The 17,201-nt window shown below is 26.7% G+C and carries 18 protein-coding genes; 17 read left to right on the top strand and 1 reads right to left on the bottom strand.

The window, feature by feature from the left end; all coding sequences use genetic code 11:
- Positions 1 to 25: 25 nt before the first annotated feature.
- The 12 genes from A966_RS11230 to A966_RS11175 all read left to right on the top strand — a co-directional run bounded on the left by A966_RS11230 (position 26) and on the right by A966_RS11175 (position 10,186).
- Positions 26 to 286 (top strand): phosphopantetheine-binding protein, encoded by a 261-nt coding sequence (locus A966_RS11230; RefSeq protein ID WP_008725666.1) that lies wholly within the window; start codon positions 26 to 28, stop codon positions 284 to 286.
- Between the two features lie 7 nt (positions 287 to 293).
- Positions 294 to 1,640, top strand: coding sequence for an AMP-binding protein (locus A966_RS11225; RefSeq protein WP_008725663.1), 1,347 nt, complete (start codon positions 294 to 296; stop codon positions 1,638 to 1,640).
- Between the two features lies 1 nt (position 1,641).
- A complete protein-coding gene (locus A966_RS11220) occupies positions 1,642 to 1,980 on the top strand; it encodes a 3-hydroxyacyl-ACP dehydratase (protein WP_008725661.1) in 339 nt (112 codons plus the stop codon).
- Between the two features lie 10 nt (positions 1,981 to 1,990).
- Positions 1,991 to 2,953 (top strand): LpxL/LpxP family acyltransferase, encoded by a 963-nt coding sequence (locus A966_RS11215; RefSeq protein WP_039955765.1) that lies wholly within the window; start codon positions 1,991 to 1,993, stop codon positions 2,951 to 2,953.
- Between the two features lie 3 nt (positions 2,954 to 2,956).
- The gene (locus A966_RS11210) at positions 2,957 to 3,388 is read left to right on the top strand and encodes an acyl-CoA thioesterase (RefSeq protein WP_008725658.1); all 432 of its coding nucleotides are present in this window, start codon (positions 2,957 to 2,959) and stop codon (positions 3,386 to 3,388) included.
- Positions 3,389 to 3,393: 5 nt separating this feature from the next.
- A complete protein-coding gene (locus tag A966_RS11205) occupies positions 3,394 to 3,972 on the top strand; it encodes a LolA family protein (protein ID WP_008725655.1) in 579 nt (192 codons plus the stop codon).
- On the top strand, positions 3,965 to 6,277 hold the full coding sequence (locus A966_RS11200) for an MMPL family transporter (RefSeq protein WP_008725653.1): 2,313 nt from the start codon (positions 3,965 to 3,967) through the stop codon (positions 6,275 to 6,277). The genes A966_RS11205 and A966_RS11200 overlap by 8 nt, the downstream gene beginning before the upstream one ends.
- 47 nt (positions 6,278 to 6,324) lie before the next feature.
- Positions 6,325 to 7,497 carry a beta-ketoacyl synthase N-terminal-like domain-containing protein gene (locus A966_RS11195; protein ID WP_008725650.1) on the top strand — a complete coding sequence of 391 codons (1,173 nt, stop codon included), beginning with the start codon at positions 6,325 to 6,327 and terminating at the stop codon, positions 7,495 to 7,497.
- Between the two features lie 18 nt (positions 7,498 to 7,515).
- Positions 7,516 to 8,007 carry a hotdog family protein gene (locus A966_RS11190; RefSeq protein ID WP_008725647.1) on the top strand — a complete coding sequence of 164 codons (492 nt, stop codon included), beginning with the start codon at positions 7,516 to 7,518 and terminating at the stop codon, positions 8,005 to 8,007.
- Positions 8,008 to 8,023: 16 nt separating this feature from the next.
- Complete coding sequence (gene fabG, locus A966_RS11185; RefSeq protein ID WP_039955763.1) at positions 8,024 to 8,752, top strand: 3-oxoacyl-ACP reductase FabG; 729 nt, start codon at positions 8,024 to 8,026, stop codon at positions 8,750 to 8,752.
- A 90-nt stretch (positions 8,753 to 8,842) separates the two neighbouring features.
- Entirely contained in the window at positions 8,843 to 9,511 is a 669-nt protein-coding gene (locus A966_RS11180) for an ankyrin repeat domain-containing protein (RefSeq protein ID WP_008725644.1), read from the top strand.
- Between the two features lie 48 nt (positions 9,512 to 9,559).
- A complete protein-coding gene (locus tag A966_RS11175) occupies positions 9,560 to 10,186 on the top strand; it encodes a D-sedoheptulose-7-phosphate isomerase (protein WP_008725641.1) in 627 nt (208 codons plus the stop codon).
- A gap of 95 nt (positions 10,187 to 10,281) precedes the next feature.
- Here A966_RS11175 and A966_RS11170 read toward each other — a convergent pair whose 3' ends face one another.
- A complete protein-coding gene (locus A966_RS11170; RefSeq protein WP_008725638.1) occupies positions 10,282 to 11,265 on the bottom strand; it encodes an ABC transporter substrate-binding protein in 984 nt (327 codons plus the stop codon).
- Between the two features lie 184 nt (positions 11,266 to 11,449).
- On the opposite strand from A966_RS11170, the gene A966_RS11165 reads away from it, so the two are divergent.
- The 5 genes from A966_RS11165 to A966_RS11145 all read left to right on the top strand — a co-directional run bounded on the left by A966_RS11165 (position 11,450) and on the right by A966_RS11145 (position 17,192).
- Positions 11,450 to 12,493, top strand: a complete 1,044-nt coding sequence (locus A966_RS11165) for a glycosyltransferase family 9 protein (RefSeq protein ID WP_008725636.1) — start codon at positions 11,450 to 11,452, stop codon at positions 12,491 to 12,493.
- Between the two features lie 45 nt (positions 12,494 to 12,538).
- Positions 12,539 to 13,297: an MBL fold metallo-hydrolase gene (locus A966_RS11160; RefSeq protein ID WP_008725633.1), complete on the top strand. Its 759-nt coding sequence runs from the start codon at positions 12,539 to 12,541 to the stop codon at positions 13,295 to 13,297.
- 79 nt (positions 13,298 to 13,376) lie between these two features.
- Positions 13,377 to 14,045, top strand: coding sequence for a hypothetical protein (locus A966_RS11155; RefSeq protein WP_008725632.1), 669 nt, complete (start codon positions 13,377 to 13,379; stop codon positions 14,043 to 14,045).
- 47 nt (positions 14,046 to 14,092) lie between these two features.
- Positions 14,093 to 15,451 (top strand): magnesium transporter, encoded by a 1,359-nt coding sequence (gene mgtE, locus A966_RS11150; protein ID WP_008725629.1) that lies wholly within the window; start codon positions 14,093 to 14,095, stop codon positions 15,449 to 15,451.
- A 103-nt stretch (positions 15,452 to 15,554) separates the two neighbouring features.
- Entirely contained in the window at positions 15,555 to 17,192 is a 1,638-nt protein-coding gene (locus A966_RS11145) for an ankyrin repeat domain-containing protein (protein ID WP_008725627.1), read from the top strand.
- The last annotated feature ends 9 nt before the right edge of the window (positions 17,193 to 17,201 follow it).

The raw sequence follows: 17,201 nt of genomic DNA, 5'->3' as shown, positions 1-17,201 counted from the left end.
AAATTATAATTAAGGAGAAAACTATATGAGTATTGAAGATCAAATAAAGCAAATTGTAATAGAATCGGCAAATTTGGAAGGCGTATCCATAGAAGATATAGATACAGATGCTCCTTTATTCGGAGATGAATTAGGACTTGATTCTATAGATGCTTTGGAAATAGGTGTTGCTATTAGAAAAAAGTTTAACATTACTTTTTCTGATATAGAAGAAAATAATAAACAGTATTTTTATTCTGTTGCAACTTTGGCAAAATATATAAGGGAAAATTCAGATAATAAATAAAAATATTATGAGAAAATTAAGCAATACAAATTTTTATTCATTAAAAGATTCAGAGGATATTTTTCTTATTCATAAAGAAAATAAGAATTTTATAAAATATAAAGAGTTTGTTTCTGATATAGTTAAAAGTTTAGAATATATTTCTAAATTTGAAAAAGATACTATTACAGTATTTATTGAAAATGCTTATAGATTTATTTCAGTTATTACTGCCGGATTTATTCTTAAAAAAAGAGTAAATGTTTTAAACAATAATAGTCCTAAATATGTTGAAAGCATAATAAATGATACTATGGTTTATATATCAGATACAGAAAAATCAGATTTAAATTTAGATGAAGTTTTTGAAAGCGAGTGTAATGATAAATGGTTTGATGTACTTAAAGAAACGATAATAGATGAAAATGTATATATAAATTTTTATACCTCAGGCTCTACAGGATATCCTAAACTTATAGAAAAAACTTTAAAGCAGTTTGAAGCTGAGGCGGTTAAAATAGTTAATCAATTTACAGATAGTATTAAAGATTCTTTATTTTTGTATACAGTTCCTCATTATCATAGTTATGGTTTTGTTTTTGCAGTATTAGTTCCTTTTATGCTTGAAGTTAGATGTATAAATAATAGAATAAATTATTTAGAGACTGCTAATAATTTTTCAGATTATGACAAAATTACTATGGTTACTACGCCTGCTTTTTTAAAGAGAATAGATGCATCTTCTTTAAAAATAAAATCTAAATGGTATTTATTTTCTTCTACAGGAATGCTTGAAGAGAAAATTAATGATCTTTGCAAAGATGTATTTGGTAGTGATGTTACAGAAATTTATGGAAGTACTGAGGCTGGTGCTATTGGATACAGACGAAGAAGTGAAAATAAATTATGGACAAGACTTAGTGTTGTAAAAATTAAAGTTGATGAAAATGGAAGTATAGAATGCTGTTCAGGATATACAGGTGATGATGTTTGGATACATGTGGGCGATGTTGTGAATATGAAAAATGATGATGAGTTTGAACTTTTAGGCAGAGAAGATTCAATAGTAAAAATAGAGGGTAAAAGAATAAGCGTACAGCAGATAGACAGACAAATATTGATGGATAAGCATTTTAAAGACAGTTATACTATATACTGTAAATCTGATAAAAGAGAATATATTGCTTCTTTTATAGTAATGAATAACAAAAATAGAAATTTGGAAGATATGAAGAAATATGTTATTTATTATTTAAAAGATTATTTTGAAACGATAGTATTGCCTAAAAAAATATATTTTGTTGATTCTATACCTAGAAATGAAATTGGTAAAATTGACAGAGAGGCTCTTGATGCTATAATGGAAGGAAATTAAATTGTCTGATTTTTTTATAGATTATACTATAGAAGAACATACACCTGATATGTTTAGAGTTAAAGTATTTATAAGTGAAGATTTAATTTATTTTGACGGACATTTTGATAATTTTAAAATTCTTCCTGCTATAGCTCAAATAAAAATGCTTGCTGATATATTTAAAGATATTTCTAATAAAAAGTTAATAATAAGTAAATTATTAAAATTAAAATTTACAAATATGATTCTTCCAAATACAAATATTTTTATAGAATCTCATTTTTCTGATAATATTATTTCATTTAAAATGTATGATGATAATAAAAAATATTCAGACGGTAAATTGTATTTTTCTTAAAGGTTTTTCTATGGCTCATTGGACGGAAGAAAAAGAGATAGGTAAGAGATGGAAAGCATTATTTTCTATATCTGTTTATAAAATTTTAGGAAGAACTTTTGTAATACTTTATCTTATTCCTATAAGTATATTTTATTTCTTTTATTCAAGAACTAGAATGCAGGCTTCCAGAGAGTATTTAAAAAAAATGTCTAAATATAATAAAAAAATCAAGTCGAATTTTATTAGTTCTTATAGGCATTTACTTTCATTTGTAGTATCTGTTTCAGAAAAATTTTCAGCTTGGAATGGAGATATACCTATAACTGATTTGGTAATAAAAACTAAAGATAGTTATAATGAAGTTATTGATCTGCTTAATAGAAAAAAAGGAATGATAATATTATTTTCTCATATAGGAAATATTGAGCTTTTAAAAGGATTAGCAGCTATTAATGAAGGTAATCCTATAAAAAACTATAAAATAAATATAATAATAGATCCTAAGGTTAATAAAAATGTTAATATAGTTCTTAGTGAGAGTAAAAATAATTCTTTTATAGACTTTATAGATGCTTCTAATATAGGACCGCATACTATAATAAGTATTGAGGATAAATTGAATAATGGTGAGATAGTAGCGATAGCAGGAGACAGAACAAGCAATAAAACTGATAAAGTTAATTATATAAATTTTTTAGGAGAAGAAGCACCTTTCCCATGCGGAGCTTTTTTGATACCTATTTTGCTTAGATATCCTGTTTATTATTTCTTTGCTTTGAGAGAGAATGATAAAATACTTTCAAAGAAATATAATTTTTATATATATCCTTCAAAAATAAAACTGAATGATGAAGAATTAAAAAATAGAAAAAAGAAAAATGAGGTTATATTAGAATTAACAAAAGAGTTTGCTTCTATTATAGAACAAAAAGCTATAGAATATCCATATCAGTGGTATAATTTTCATGATTTTTGGTATAAAGGGGATTAATTTATGTCAAATAAAAAATATTATTTAGAAAATGATTATTATATAAAGCCGTCTTTTTATGATTTGGATCCTATGGGTGTTGTTTGGCATGGAAATTATATAAAGTTTATGGAGCAGGCTAGGGAGGCTATGCTTGAAATTATAGATTATAATTATGATATTATGACTGCTAAAGGTATTATGTGGCCTATAGTAAAATTAGAAATTAAATATATAAATTCTATTAAATTAAATCAAAAAATTAGGATACATACAGCTATTACCGAATATTTAAATGGCATGAGAGTGGAATATACTTTTTATGATGAAAATAATAAAATCATATCTAAATCAAGCACATTGCAAATGCCTATAGATTCAGAAACTAGAAAAGGTTTTTTGAATAATCCTAAAGATTTTGTAGATAGAATAGAAAAAATTAATAATAATGGATAATCAATATGAAAAATATTTATTTTATAATTATGACTTGCTTTATATTTACATCTGTTTTGTTTACTCAAGTTAAAGATGAATATAAAAATGCAAAACTATTGAAAGGCAATTATACTCAAATAGTAACTCAGAAGGGAAGAAGTTTTGAATCTTCAGGGGATTTTATTATAGTAAATGGTTATGGTATATGCTGGTTTACTAAAACTCCTCAAGAGTCTGTAACGGTAATGGGGGAAAAAAATGTAGTTCAGATAATGCCTGACGGAAAAAAGAAAGTTATGGCTGATTCTAATAATGCTATGTTTGCTCAGATAGCTAATATAATAAAATCAATTTTTACTTATGATGAGAAAACTATAAATGAATCATTCAATCAAAGTATGAATGGAAATACTGCAGTTTATAGCCCCAAAACTAGCGAGATTAAAAAAATAATAGAAAAGATAGAAGTAACTTTTTCTACTTCCGGATATATAGAAAAAATAAAAATGTATTCTTCTAATAACAGCACTACTGAATATATAATGGAAGTTTTATCTAAATCTAATAAAATAACTTCTGAGGAGATAAAATATTTTGAATAAAACTATTCTGAATAATAATAGAAGAACCATTTTTACGATTATTTGGATAATTTTTCATTTATTTGCAGTTATATTATTTTTAGTAAGATTTGAAAAAACAGCAAAAATAGATACTAATTTTTTATCTATAACACCTAAGTTCTTAGAAGATAAAGATTTTCAAAAACCTTTGGAAGATTTCTTTTATAAAAATTCAAGCAGTGTAAAAATATTTATAGAAAGTGAAAATTTTGATGATGCAAAATATAATGCATTAAAATTAGATGAATATATAAAACAGTCTTATAGTAATGTTTCAGTCAATTTATATTCCAGAAATTATGATGATATTTTAACTATAATGATAAAATATAAATATCAGCTTCTTTCAAAAGAGATAAGAAATTATTTATTGAATGATGAGGCGTATATTGTTGCTAAAAATGCCTTAGCAAATTTTTATTCTCCTTTTTTTATACCTATAGTAGATAATATTGAAGATGATCCTTTTTTAACTGTTAATTCAAAAATAAATGATATTCTCTCTTCAGAAAATAATTTACAGTCCAGAGATTCAATACAGTTTATAAATTATAATGATAAATATAATATTCTTGTTAATATTGATATGCCTAAAAGTATTGATAACGAAAAGTTTTTTGATGATATTACAGATTATTTAAAAATATTAGAAATAGAAGGAAATGTAAATACATATATTTCAGGCGTACCAGTGCATACTTATTATAGTCAGAAAAGTGCCAAGTTTGAAATTACTATTATATCTATAGTGTCATTTATTGTTATTTGTCTTATATTTATTTTTATATTCAAATCTTTGAAGCCTTATATAATTTCAATGTGTACTATATTATTATCCGGATTATCAGCATTTTTATATTCATCTGTATTTTTTGATTCCATTCATATATTTACATTTGTATTCGGAACAAGCCTTATAGGTATATCAATAGATCATTCTATACATTTTATAACTGAATGGTATAATGAAGAAGATAAAAAAGAAGTATTGAGAAAAATATTTCCAAGCATGCTTTTGGGATTTATAACTACTATAGTGAGTTATTTATCATTATCTTTAACTTCTCTTATATTGTTGAAACAGATAGCAGTATTTTCCATATTCGGACTTTTAAGTTCTTTTCTCACAGTAAACATAATATATCCTGTATTATTTAAGAATGATAAAAGTGTTATAAATAAGTCTATACTTAATAGAAGTAAGAATATATTGAATGATTATGTAAAAATAATAAGCATAAGAAATGTATTAATTATATTGATAGCAGTTATTATAGTTTCTATAATATTCATACCTAAAATAAAAATAAATTTCTCTGCTAATCAGCTTTATAATACACCTGACTTTTTATTTAATAGCGAAAGAGAAGTTTATAATAGATTGAATACATCTCTTGCAAAAAATATTATTATTTCAAGAGGGGATACTCTTTCAGATGCATTATCAGCAGAAGAGAGTATAGAAGATAATTTTAGTAATAATAATTACACAGCTATATCTAAAATATTATATTCAGAAGAGAGGCAAAGAGATAATATTAAGTTAGTAAATGATAAATTAATTCCTATATTAAAAAAACAGACCGATGCTCTGAATTTAGATTTTTATTCTTATAATAAAATAAAATCAGAATTTGAAGACACTAAAGATGAAGTTCTTGATATAAATAAAATACTTGAAAATACAAATTTCAATGATTTAAATAAAGTTATAGTTACTAATAATAATAAATATTTTATTATAGCAACAAGTGATTATGATACAAATAATATAATAAAATCAGATAATAATGATGTAAAAATATTCAATATAAATGAGGAAATTAATGACGCTTTGGATAATACGGCAAAAACTGCTGTAAAAATGGCTGTAATTGCCTATATTATAATATTTATAGCTATGATAATATTTTTTGAAACTAGCAAGGCTATAGCTATAATAATTGTACAGTTAATGTCTGTATTAATAAATTTATCAATACACTCTATATTTGGTATTAATATAAATATATTTTCTATATTTGCTTTGATACTGTCAATAGGAATATCAATAGATTATTCTATATTTTTCTCAAATAGTGCGGCAGATAAAGAGATTACATTTTTAGCGGTATTTTTGTCTATGATGACAACTGTATTATCATTTGGCACATTAGCATTCAGCAGTTTTATACCTGTAAAATCTTTCGGATTATTTTTATTTATTGGAATTTTATCATCATTTATAATTTCTCCTGTATTATTTAATTTTAATAAATTGATAAAAAATAATAATATTAAATAATTTGACTTTTTTGTTATAGAATTATATACTCGACTCTGAGGTATTGTATGAGTAATGTATTATTAGATTTCGGAATTATTAATTGTTTGGCTAGGAATAAGGAAGAATTATATAATAGATATTTTTTAAACGGAGAATACGGTTTAAAAGAAAATAATGATTATGCCAAAAAATTTTTCTTAGGAAAAATAGATAATGACTTTTTTAATTTTGAGCTTGATAACCCTTATAATAATAAAATAAATAAAATGGCTTTGCATGCGGTTAATCAATTAAAGCCTATAATAGATGAGGCTAAAAAGAGATACGGAAAAAATAGAATATCCGTTATAGTAGGTACTTGCGAGAATGGAAGCGATGAAACTAAGGATTATATATTAAAAGGAAGTGTAATTGATGAGAAAAAAATATTGATTATGCAAAGCCTTAATATATGCTGTGATTTTTTAAAGAAATATTTTGATGTTTCAGGCATATCATTTACTGTATCTACTGCATGTACTTCTAGTGCAAATGCCATAATAGCGGCAGATGAGCTTATAAGAAGCGGTGTGATAGATGCTGCTATAGTTGGAGGAGCTGATGTTGTAACTGACACTGTCGTTTACGGATTTGATTCGCTTGAAGTGGTTGATTATAATAAAACTAATTCTTTTTCAAAAAACAGAAAAGGTATAAATTTAGGAGAAGGTGCTGCTTTTACAGTTCTTGCCAAAGATAATTTAATTGATTCAAAAAATGCTTTATATCTTAAAGGCTATAATAGTAATTCAGATTCTCATCACATGACTAGTCCTGATATAAACGGCACTACTACAAGCAAATGTATCAATGATGCTTTAAAACATGCTGATATGAATATAAATGATATAGATTATATTAATCTTCATGGCACAGGCACTTCAATAAATGATAAAATGGAAAGCACTACTCTCAATATAGTTAATGCTGCTAATATATACTGCAGTTCTAGTAAAACATCATTCGGTCATACTATAGGGGCTGCAGCTGCTATGGAGCTTGGAGTTTGCTATATTGCACTTTCTGATATTAATAAAGAAAAAATACTTCCTCCGCATTTATATGATGGGGAGTATGATGATACATTGGATAAAATAAATTTGGTTACAGCTAAAGTTAAGGCCGAAAGACTTGAAAATTGTATGAGCGTATCCTTTGGTTTTGGAGGAAGCAATACTTGTTTGATAGTGGGAAAATAATTTTGTATTAATAATATTATGAAAAATAAATATAAATTGAATATACCGCATAAAGGAAAAATGCTTTTAATAGATGGCATTGCGGACATTAATTTTGATGATAAAGAGATACTTTCTTTTTCTGATATTAAGAAAGATAATATTTTTTATGATATTTCAGAGCCTGAAGGTATAGATTCTTATATATTTACTGAATATGCAGCACAGACTGCTGCTGCTTATAATGGTGCTTTATCTGATAATGATGATAATAAAAGAATAGGTTTTATTTTAAATATAAAAAAAGCTGATTGTTATATACAAAAGATAAGATCTGATAATAGAGTTTATATATTTGTGAAAGAAACTTTTAATGATAAAAAAATCGCTTATTATGATGCAGAGACTGTTCTTTATAATGATGATATAAATACTTTAGATGAATATAAAAAAATAGTTAATGACGGCAATAAAATTATGGACTGTTTTATAATGGTTATGGAAAGTTTGGCAGATGCTTTTAAAATATAGTATAAACGGATATAAAATGAAAAATAAATCTATTTTAATAACAGGTGCTTCAGGAAGTATCGGATTTGCTATATCAAAAAAAGTTATAGAAAACGGATACGATGCTGTAATGTGCTACAATAAAAATGATTCTTTTATAGAAAAAATAAAATGTTTTGCAAAAGATTATGATGTTAATATAAGATTTTTGAAAATGAATATTACAGACAGAGAAGAGGTTAAAAATATTCTTGTTAAAGATATAGAAGAAAACGGTTCTTATTACGGCATAGTGCTTTCATCTGGAATAACTATGGACAATGCTTTTCCTGCTATGACTGAAGATGAATGGGATAATGTTATGGATGTTAATCTTAAAAGTTTTTATAATGTAGTTAATCCTATTATTATGCATATAATAAGAGCAAGAAAAGGCGGAAGAATTATAGCAATAAGTTCAATATCAGGTATTATTGGTAATAGGGGGCAGGTTAATTATGCTGCTTCTAAGGCGGGACTAATAGGTGCTGTTAAATCTTTAGCTATAGAATTAGGTAAAAGAAATATTACTGTAAATTGTATTGCTCCGGGTATTATTGAAAGCGAGATGATAAATGATGAAATAATAGAGCATGCTAAAAATATGATAGCTTTGAAAAGAATAGGAAAACCTGAAGATGTTGCTAATGCTGTAAATTTTTTATTGTCTGATGATTCTAATTATATTACTAAACAAGTTATAAGCGTTGATGGCGGAATGTATTAATAATTTAAATGTATTAATAATTTAAAAAAATATTTTACAAATATTATTTTAATGATATTATATATAATAGTTATATATATTGAGTTGTTTATGAAAAATTTAATAAATATTATTTTCATTTTGGCACTATTGGTTAATGTATCTTATGGCTTGACTGATAATGAAAGCAAATTTTTAAAATCCTGTGAAGAGGGTAAATATGATGCGGTTGTATCTTTTATCAATAAAAAGGTTAATATTGATACTGTATCAGAGGACGGAGTTACAGGATTGATGCTTGCCTCACATCATGGACATACTGCTATTGTAAGGCTTTTGATTAATTCTAAAGCGGATCCGAATATTGCTGACAAAGTGGGATATACTGCTTTATTAATGGCTGCTGCAGGCGGATATCATGATATTATAAAGATTTTATTAAAGGCAAAAGCTGATGTTAATGCTGCCAATAGTTATGGTGAAACTGCTTTGCATATAGCTTCATATAAGTTGTATGCTGATATAGTTCAGACTTTGATTGATTATAAAGTTAATATAAATGCTGTTAATAATGATGGAGATAATGCATTAATAATGGTTTTTATGTCGGCTGATAAAAGTGAGAATATGCTTCCTGTTGCTAAGATTCTTTGCGACAATGGAATAGATATTAATGCAAGAGATAAAAATGGAAGAACTGCTCTTACTTATGTTAAGAATAATTATAAAAAGCCTGATACTTTGATATCATTTTTAACAGAATATGGTGCTTCTGAATAATATTTTATAAATTTTTCATTAATTATAATTTATTTTAAGGAATATTAAATGATAGAAGAATTAATAAAAAGAATTCCAAAATTGGAGAATATAAAATCGAATATTGAATCTGCTATAGATGAAACTATAAAATGCTATGAAAGAGGAAATAAAGTTTTAATAGCAGGAAACGGAGGAAGTGCCTGTGATAGTGAGCATATAGCAGGAGAGTTATTAAAGAGTTTTTTAAAGAAGCGTCCTATTAATGAAGAGATAAGAAAGGGTCTTTTACAATTTGATGATGGAGAGTATATTGCTGATAATTTGGAATCGCCTTTGAGAGCTGTTGCTTTAACTTCGCATTTAGGACTTTCAAGTGCTTACCTTAATGATAAAGAGCCTTATTTAGTATTTGCTCAGCAATTATTAGGATTCGGAGATAAAGGAGATATATTCTTTGCTATAAGCACATCAGGAAATGCCAAAAATATTATTTATGCTGCTAAACTTGCTAAGGCTATGGGAATAAAAGTTATATCTTTTACCAATGAAAACGGAGGAAAACTTGCTGAGATGGCTGATATTGCTATTAAAGCTCCGGCAAAAGAAACTCATATATCTCAGGAATTTCATGAAGCTATATATCATGAAATTTGTATAAGAGTGGAAGAACATTTTTTTAAGGAAAACAGATAAATGTTAAAAATAGAGGGCTTGCAATTATTATATAATGCAAGCCTATCTATTATGTAGTAATATAAAAAAAGGAACTATTATTGTTTATTATAGTATTAATTATTATAAATATTGTTTGGTATTGTAAGTCCCAATTTATCAATCATATTAGTATTAACAACAAAGTCATGATTTTGAGACGGTTCTAATGGTATGTTTTTTATATCATTTATACCTTCTAATACTTCTATTGTTTTTTTAGCTGTAAGTATTCCCATATCATAATAATCAACTGAATATGTAACAGTGCCTCCTATTTTTGTCATGCTGGCATCGGCACATACAACAGGAATTTTTGTGCTTTCTTCTATCATAGCAACATTAGCCATGCTGTTTGCTATTATATTGTCTGTAGGAGAGAATATAGCATCTACTTTATTTACAGCACTTAACATAATTTGCTGTATTTCATTGGCATTAGCAACAGTTAAATCAACATACTCAATTCCAAGAGAATCTAATTTTTCTTTCGCTAATTTTATTTGATATGCAGAATTAATTTCACTTGAGCAGTATAAAAGTCCTATTTTTTTAGCATTTGGTAATAGTGTATGCATGAGTTCTATTTGTTTTTCTATAGGAGGGAGATTTATAACACCTGTTACATTTACATTCGGTTTATTTAAATTAGTTACTAGCTTTGCACCTATAGGATCTCCTATGCCTGAAACTATTATTGGTATATCCTTGGTTAAATTAACAGCCGATTGTGCTGAAGGTGTGCCTATTGCTATTATTATGTCTTTTTTATCATTAACAAACTTTTGTGCTATCGTATTGCAGTTTGCCTGTTCCCCTTGGGCATTTTTATAATCTATATTTATCTTTTTATTGCTGTCTTTGTAATATTTATTTAATTCATCTGTTATGCCTTTATATATTAAATCTAATGCATCATGCTCTATCATCTGACTTATTCCTATTGTTATCACTTCATCAGTTTCAGTTTTTGGATATAAATACTTTTTGCTTATAGTGAATGATGATACCAATACAAATATTATTATCAATGTAAAAATTATAGTTTTATTTCTTTTCATTTTTCAATCCTTTTATATTTAATTTTTAATTTTATTGTTAATTACTTTATATAGTAATATTACTATATAAAGTAATTTTGTCAATACTGTTTGCGGTATTTTTTGTGTATTTTTATTATTTTTTATTGATTATTATAAAAAAATATATATGATTGTATTATTATCTAATAAGGGCATTGCTATAATGAAGATACTTTTAATAAAACAAACATCGTTGGGAGATGTTTTGCATATTACTCCGGTTATAAGGGCATTAAAAAAATGGAAGCCGGATTGCACTATAGATGTTGTTACAGATAAGAGAGCTTTAGGAATATTAGAAAATAATCCTTATATAAATAAATTGTATGTTTTGGATATATACAGATATGAAACCGAGATATTCAAATCTCCCTTATTGTTTTTTTCTACTATAAGGGAGTTTTTTTCACATATAAAAGATGTAAGGAAAGAGCATTATGATATAGCTATGGATTTGCAGGGACTTGAAAGGAGTATTATATTTTTGTATTTATGTCATTCAAAAAAGAAATATGCCAAAGGTAAATGGTTAGGAGTAAAGAGCAATTACTATAAAGATATAAATGCGATAGTAGGGTTATTGTCTTTTTTGAAGTTTATAGACTGCCCAGATGATGGTACAGATTTAGACTATTTTTTGCCTAAGAACATAGATATAGATTTTGCTGAAAGGATAGAGAAGATAAAGTATTCTATAAACAGTAATTTTAATATAAATAGTGAATATATAGTTTTTTCTCCATTTTCAAGATGGGATACTAAGGATTTGCCTGTTAATAAATCAAGAGAAATAATAAGAGAAATACAAAAATTAAAAGATATACAAATAATAGTTTCTGCTACATCCGATTATAATGAAAAATGTTCTGAGATAGTTAATGGTTTTGATAATGTAGTTAATACTTCAGGACTTTTTAATTTGCCTGAATTAGCATATTTGATAAGAAATTCTAAAGGAATGATTACAGTTGATTCTTTTCCTATGCATACAGGATGTGCATTTCAAAAACCTCTTATAGCAATATTTGGTCCTACAAGTGAGGTGAGGGTAGGTCCAATTGCAAAAAATTCTGAAACTATAAGAGTAGAAGGACTAGAATGTGCAAGATGCTACAAAAGAAAGAACTGTCCTAATAATCATATATGTATGGAAAATATAGATGCTGCATTTTTAGCAAAAAGATTTATAGAAAAGATTAAGTATTGATATAAAAAATATAAATTATATAATATTATAAAGAGGAGGTATATCATGAAAATAACTTTTTTGGGTACAGGTACTTCTGACGGCGTTCCTATGATAGGATGCAAATGTAAAGTATGCAGAAGCAAAGATAAAAGAGATAAGAGAACAAGATCATCGATACTGATAAGACATAATGATAAAAATTATATAGTAGATACTTCCGCTGATTTTAGAGCTCAGATGTTAAGAGAAAAAGTTGATAGTTTAGAAGCAGTATTTTATACGCATCAGCATGCAGATCATACTTCCGGCATAGTTGATTTGAGATCATTAAATTTTATAATGCATTCAGCAATAGATTGTTATGGCAATAAAGATACTATGGATAATTTGAGAGAGAAGTACGATTTCTTTTTTAATCCTGTTCAAGTAGGAGGCGGACTTCCTCAGGTAGTTTTTCATCATATAGAAAATGAAATGATTTTTGATGATATTAAAGTTACTCCTATTGCTGTAAAACATGGGGTTCTTAATATACTTGGTTATAGATTCAATAATTTTACATATATAACAGATGCAAGCCATATAAGCGATGAGAGTTTGAAATTGATTGAAGGAACTGAAGTTTTAGTTTTAAATGGATTAAGATACAGGCAGCATCATACCCATTTATCTTTGCAGGAATCTGTAAATATAGCTGATAAATTAGGCGTAAAAAAAGCTTATTTTACTCATATGACGCATGATGTTTTGCATAGACATTTGGAAAAAGAACTGCCTAAAAATATGTATCCTGCTTATGATGGGCTTAGTATAGAAATTTAATTATTTGACATTATATTGCTTTTTCTATATTATAATTATTAAACATATATTCTAAATAAGAAATTTAAGAGAGAACATTATGAAAAAATTAACAGCATCATTATTTTTTATAGTATTTTTTAGCATCAATGCATTTTCTCAGCATGGAGGCGGTGTTGCTTTATTTGTTCCATTAACAGGAAGTTTTGCATTTGCTGATTTGAGAGGATTAGATAATAGTAAAATTGATATATTAAAAGGAAGCAGTTCTTTTGATTTCGGAGTATTACTTCAGCCGGGATATTTTTATGATTTCGGAGGATTATTGGGGTTTGATGTCTTAGCTGATATAGGATATTATAGAAGTTCTTATAAATATATAAACTCTCAAGATGCCGGAATAGTTTCTTATACATTTGATACTTTAAATACAGGTGCTATGTTTAGAGTTACTTTTTTAGTTCTTTCTTTGGGTATAGGAGCAGGGGCGAAAATACCATTGGCTGCCAATTTGCAGGATGGAGATTATAATTCTAAATTAAATGCTGATGAAATAAAAAAATCATTTACATCTGCTGTTATACCATATCTCAAGTTTACCATAGATTTTAAGTATAATTTAAGCAGTTTTGCCGCTATTGCAGCAGGTTTATACTTTAATTATGATTTTGCTATGAATTACAAAAATCCTAATTATTCAAGATATAATATACATTCTTTTGATTTTGGAGTACAAATAGGTACTTATTTGGTTGGAACTAGCTATTAATTTATTATCATACTTATTTTATATTATTAATAAATAGGATAAAAAATATGCTTAAAGAACTTTTACAGCCGGAAATTGAGGACCTAATAGAAGAAAAAGAATGGGAAGCATTAAGAGATATACTTACTTTATGGCAGGAGGTAGAGACAGCCAATCTCATCACTTCTCTAAAAAATGATGATAAATATAAAGTTTTTAGTATACTTCCAAAAGATTATTATTATAAAGTATTTCCTGAACTTGCACCTATAGATCAGCAGAGAATCATAGAGGATATGCAGGAATTAGATATTAAAGATTTGCTGGAAAATATTAATCCTGATGACAGAACATATTTTTTGGCATCTATTCCTGAAACTATGTCTGAAAATATACTAAAACTTTTAGGAAGTGAAGAGCGGGAAATAGCTTCATGGCTTTTAGCATATCCTGAAGGAAGCATAGGTCGTTTGATGACCCCTGAATATATAAGTATCAAACCGGATTGGACAGTAAATGAAGCATTTGAATATGTGAGAAGTAATATAGAAGAATCAGAAACATATACTACTTTGTATGTTATAGATGCAAAAAGAACATTGATTGGCTCTATTGCTTTGAGAAAATTATTTTTTACAGATAAAGATACATTAATATCAGAAATAACTAATAATTGTCCTTATATATCAGCTTATGAAGATCAGGAAAATGCTATTGATATAATAAAAAAATATAATCTCCATTCTCTTGCCGTTGTTGATGACAGACATTCTATGATAGGGATAGTTACAGTAGATGATATAATGGATATAGCAGAAGAAGAATATACAGATGATTTTCATAAAATGGCAGGGATAACTTCAAGTGAGGATCAGTTTGATGATAATTTGAAAATTACACCTATATCAACTCTTTATAAGCAGAGGATATTATGGCTTTTAATATTAGTATTTATTAATATATTTTCAGGCGGTGTCATAGGTATATTTCAAAATACTCTTCAAAAGCATATAGTTTTAGTCGTTTTTCTTCCTTTGCTTATAGGAAGCGGAGGTAATGCAGGAAGTCAGTCTGCTACACTTGTTATAAGATCTTTGGCTATTGGAGATGTGGTGTTAAAAGATTGGTTTTATATGCTTTCAAAAGAAATATTAGTTGCCTCTATGTTAGGTTTGAGTATGGCTGCTGGGGCATATATATTAGGTTTAATAAGGAGCGGATTAGAAATAGCGGCTATTGTTTCTATATCAATGTTTAGTATAGTATTTATTGGAAGTGTTATAGGGCTTTGTCTGCCTTTTATACTTACCAAATTTAATATAGATCCTGCTATAAGCGGAGCACCTATGCTTACTTCTATATGCGATATAGTTGGTACGGCTTTATATTGTTCTATAGCTACAATAGCTTTTATAATATTTTTTTGATAATTGTTAAATTATTATTAATATGTTATATTTGAAAGTAAAATATATTTGACTATTTATGCTTTTATATTACATTTAATATATAGTATGAGGGTTATTATTTATGAGAGAAATTGAGATAGAATTACATGAGGCTTCTGCCAAAAATAATATATTGGCTGTTGAAATATTATTAAAAAATAAAGATATAGATGTTAATTTAAGTAATATATTGGGCTTAACTCCATTAATGCATGCCTGTAAAGGTGGATATAAAGAAATAGTTGAATTACTATTAAAGGCAGGTGCAGATCCTAATAAAGCGGATCAATTATGTATAACTCCTTTAATGACAGCATGTGCTAATGGACATAGAGATATAGCGGAAATATTAATAAAAAATAATGCTTCTGTAAATTTGAGTAATTGTAATAGTGAAACTCCTTTGCATTATTCATGTTCGGAGAATCATTTTGATATTATAAAATTACTTGTAGAAAATGGGGCTGATGTTAATGCGAAAACAGATATTAATATAACTCCTTTGATGTATTCATGTCAGAAATCAAATTTTGAGGCTGTTAAATTTTTAATAGATAATAAGGCTAATTTAGATGATGTTGATATATATGAGGAAACAGTATTATCCTATGCAATATCAAGCGGCAATATAGATATAGTAGAGTATATACTCAATAGAGGCGATATAGAAATACCAAAATATTCTTTAACAATAGCAGCAATTAGCGGTAATTTATCATTAGTTCATTATATACATTCAAAATTGGGCTTAAATAAACATAATGTATTTTCAAGTGCTTTTATATCTGCCGCTTATAATGGGCATTTAGATGTTGTAAGATATTTTTTTGATAATTCAAGAAAGAAAGCTCCTAAAGCATTAGCTATAGCGGCATCTGCTGGTCATAAAGATATAGTTAAGTATTTTCTTATGAATAAAGTACAGCCTGACGGAGTTAATGATAATGGGAAATCTGCTTTAATATTGTCAATAGAAATAGAAAATAAAGAAATTATAGAGTTATTAATAAAGCATAATGTTAATGTTAATCAGACTGATGATGATTATGTTACTCCTCTTATGTATGCATGCTATATTGGAAATATTGAGATAGTAAAAACTTTGCTTGATAATGATGCTGACATTTATGCTTTTGACAGCATAGAAAGAAATGCTATTGTTCATGCTATAATAGCAGGAAATATAGATATTGTTGAACTTCTATTAATGTATGGAATGGATTTAAAAGGAGATGAAAAATCTATTACATATTTGATGTGGGCGGTTATATATGATAATTTAAAGTCTGTGAAATATTTAATAGAAAAAGGTGCTGATATTTATCAGACAGATATTAATGGCTGGAATTGCTTTATGTTTGCATGTGCCAAGGGATATGATGATATAGTTCAATATATTTTAGAGCTTTATCCTGATATTATTAATAATAAAAATAAATTTGGAGAAACAGCTTTAATGATAGCTGCAGATAATGGAAAAACAAAGATAGTGGAGCATCTGCTAAAAAATAATGCTTCTATAAAAGAGCAGAATATGAATGGAGATACTGCTTTGTATATAGCTTCTTCAAAAGGTTATTTTGAAATATGCGAACAATTAGTTAAATATTATGAAATAAATGATGTTAATAATAATGTGTTTGAAAAAGAATATGATATTGCTAAAGAAAAGGGCTATATTAGTATTATAAATTTATTTAATAATAAACTTAAATCATAATTTAATTAA

The sequence above is a fragment of the Brachyspira hampsonii 30446 genome (assembly GCF_000316195.1).
Classification (GTDB): Bacteria; Spirochaetota; Brachyspiria; order Brachyspirales; family Brachyspiraceae; genus Brachyspira; species Brachyspira hampsonii_C.
The sequence above is the reverse complement of the archived record's forward strand: the minus strand, read 5'-3'. Positions and strand labels throughout refer to the sequence as shown.

Excerpts from the sequence above, each read along its gene's own strand:
- A966_RS11210 (WP_008725658.1), top strand. The coding sequence starts at position 2,957 with ATGTCAAATAAAAAATATTATTTAGAAAATGATTATTATATAAAGCCG.
- A966_RS11170 (WP_008725638.1), bottom strand. The coding sequence starts at position 11,265 with ATGAAAAGAAATAAAACTATAATTTTTACATTGATAATAATATTTGTA.
- A966_RS11180 (WP_008725644.1), top strand. The coding sequence starts at position 8,843 with ATGAAAAATTTAATAAATATTATTTTCATTTTGGCACTATTGGTTAAT.
- A966_RS11215 (WP_039955765.1), top strand. The coding sequence starts at position 1,991 with ATGGCTCATTGGACGGAAGAAAAAGAGATAGGTAAGAGATGGAAAGCA.
- A966_RS11225 (WP_008725663.1), top strand. The coding sequence starts at position 294 with ATGAGAAAATTAAGCAATACAAATTTTTATTCATTAAAAGATTCAGAG.
- fabG (WP_039955763.1), top strand. The coding sequence starts at position 8,024 with ATGAAAAATAAATCTATTTTAATAACAGGTGCTTCAGGAAGTATCGGA.
- A966_RS11160 (WP_008725633.1), top strand. The coding sequence starts at position 12,539 with ATGAAAATAACTTTTTTGGGTACAGGTACTTCTGACGGCGTTCCTATG.
- A966_RS11145 (WP_008725627.1), top strand. The coding sequence starts at position 15,555 with ATGAGAGAAATTGAGATAGAATTACATGAGGCTTCTGCCAAAAATAAT.
- A966_RS11175 (WP_008725641.1), top strand. The coding sequence starts at position 9,560 with ATGATAGAAGAATTAATAAAAAGAATTCCAAAATTGGAGAATATAAAA.
- A966_RS11230 (WP_008725666.1), top strand. The coding sequence starts at position 26 with ATGAGTATTGAAGATCAAATAAAGCAAATTGTAATAGAATCGGCAAAT.
- mgtE (WP_008725629.1), top strand. The coding sequence starts at position 14,093 with ATGCTTAAAGAACTTTTACAGCCGGAAATTGAGGACCTAATAGAAGAA.
- A966_RS11155 (WP_008725632.1), top strand. The coding sequence starts at position 13,377 with ATGAAAAAATTAACAGCATCATTATTTTTTATAGTATTTTTTAGCATC.
- A966_RS11165 (WP_008725636.1), top strand. The coding sequence starts at position 11,450 with ATGAAGATACTTTTAATAAAACAAACATCGTTGGGAGATGTTTTGCAT.
- A966_RS11205 (WP_008725655.1), top strand. The coding sequence starts at position 3,394 with ATGAAAAATATTTATTTTATAATTATGACTTGCTTTATATTTACATCT.
- A966_RS11195 (WP_008725650.1), top strand. The coding sequence starts at position 6,325 with ATGAGTAATGTATTATTAGATTTCGGAATTATTAATTGTTTGGCTAGG.
- A966_RS11190 (WP_008725647.1), top strand. The coding sequence starts at position 7,516 with ATGAAAAATAAATATAAATTGAATATACCGCATAAAGGAAAAATGCTT.